Annotated in this window: 2 protein-coding genes; one reads left to right on the top strand and one right to left on the bottom strand. The window is 74.5% G+C overall.

What is annotated here, in order from left to right:
- The coding region (locus HMPREF3086_RS01905; protein ID WP_246830853.1) for an FAD-binding oxidoreductase at window positions 1–1171 on the top strand (1171 nt) is incomplete at its 5' end.
- 36 nt (window positions 1172–1207) lie between these two features.
- On the opposite strand, the gene HMPREF3086_RS18805 is transcribed toward HMPREF3086_RS01905, so the two are convergent.
- On the bottom strand, window positions 1208–1976 hold a 769-nt coding region (locus HMPREF3086_RS18805), incomplete at its 5' end, for a hypothetical protein (RefSeq protein ID WP_070719883.1).

Below are 1976 nucleotides of genomic sequence, written 5' to 3'. Positions count from 1 at the left end.
GCCCGCCGAGGTGGGCGCGCAGGCGCCGCCGCTGCTCGCGCTGCGCGACCTGCTCGCCGACGACCGCTTCCCCGGCCTGTTCGCCCGCGCGCTCCGCGCCGCCGACCCCGACTTCCGCGAGCTGTTCCCCCGCGACGCCACGCCTGTGCTCCGCGAGTTCGTCCGCGCCATGACCTGGGCGTTCGAGACCACCGAGTACGCCCACGGTGACCGGTCGAAGGTCGAGGAGGTCGTCGAGTTCGCCCGGGACCTCGGCGCCGACCACCGCAAACTCGACCTCGCGCCCCGCCACCACCAGCGCTTCGGCGAAGCGCTGACCCACACACTGCGTCACCTCGCCGGGCGCGGCTGGGACGACCGGCTCGAGACCACGCTCGCCACCGCGTACCGCGTGCTCTCGACCGCCCTGCAGCAGGGCGCGGCCGCCGGCGAGGGGCCCGCGCGCGTCGGTGCCACCGTCGTGGAGGTGCTGCGGCCCACCCGCGACGTCGTGGTGGTGCGGCTCATCAGCGACGTGATGGTCGACTACCACCCGGGCCAGTACCTCAGCGTGCTCACGCCCTACTCCCCCGGCGTGTGGCGGCGGCTCAGCCCGTCGATCCCCTCGAACCCGGCCGGGCAGATCGAGTTCCACATCCGCGACGTGCCCGGCGGCGCCCTCAGCGGCTCGCTCGTCCGCGGCGTCGGCGTGGGCGACCGCTGGGTGCTCGCCCGACCGCTCGGCCTGCTCGAGGTGGACCGCTCCGAACCGTTTCGGGACGTGCTCATGATCGGCGGCGGCACCGGCATCGCCCCGCTGCGCTGCCTGCTGCTCGACATGATGCGCCACGGCCACAACCCGCGCGTGCACCTGTTCTACGGGGCCCGCTTCCCCGGCGACCTCTACGACCTGCCCACGCTCGTCGATCTCGCCGCGACCGCCCCGTGGCTGACCATCCAGCCCGTCGCCGAGGAGGACGAGGATCCCTGGTGGGCCGGGCCGCGCCAGGAGTTGCCCCGCACGCTGCACCGTCGGCAGACCGGGACGCTGGTCGAGGCGGTCACGCAGTGGGGGTCGTGGGCCGACCGGCAGGTGATCGTGTCGGGGTCTCCGGAGATGTTGCGCGCGACCGTCCGCGGCCTGGTCGCGGCGGGCACCCCGCGGGAGAACATCAGCTTCGACCGGCCCTGAGCGGCCGCGGGCGACCGAAGAGGCCCGTCGCCCGGGTCAGCCGGCCGCCGTGCCTGCGTCGTTCGTCTCGTCGCCGGACGTGTCGTCGCCCTCCGCCTCGCCGCCGGCGGGTTCGACGGTCGTCGAGGTCGAGGTGGAAGTCGAGGTCGCGGTGGTCGGCGAGGTGACCGTGGTCGTGGTGCCGGTGGTGGTGGTCTGGCTCGTCCGACTCGTGGACCTCGGCGACGAGGTCGCGCTGGTCGTCGCGTCGCAGGACTCGAACACGCGCCGGAAGCGGTCCGGCACGCCGAGCTGCTGCAGCTGCTCACGGCACACGTCGGATGCCGGCTCCGCGAGGAACTGCCATGAGTCGTCCCGCCACGAGAACAACTCCAGCTCGCCGCTCTCGCGGGTGACCAGCAGGAAGCGCTCGTCGCACTCGCGGACGGTCGTGCCGCGGCCGAGCTCGCCGGCGATGAACTCCGACCTGCAACGCTCGGCGGCGCTGGGCGGGCCGGTCGTCGTGGGCGTGGTCGACGTGGTGGTCCGCGACGTCGTCGGCGTGGTCGTCATCGTCGATGTGGTGGGCGCCGTGGCGACCGGCTCCTCGCCGCCCCCGGCAGCGGTGACCAGCCAGATCACCAGCGCCGCCACCAGGGCGAGCGCCAACAGCACGGCGGCGATCATCCACGGCGTCGACCCGCCGCCGCCATCCCCGTCGCTGCGGAAGCCACCGTCGCCGGGCGGGATGTCGCCGGGCGGCGGGACGTCCCCGGTCGGATACGCGGGGGGCGTCGGGCCGGCCGGGCCCGTCGGGTGGACACCT

It is taken from the genome of Dietzia sp. HMSC21D01 (assembly GCF_001815995.1).
Taxonomy (GTDB): domain Bacteria; phylum Actinomycetota; class Actinomycetes; order Mycobacteriales; family Mycobacteriaceae; genus Dietzia; species Dietzia cinnamea.
Note: the sequence above shows the minus strand (reverse complement) of the source record. Positions and strands in the feature narration are given on the sequence as shown.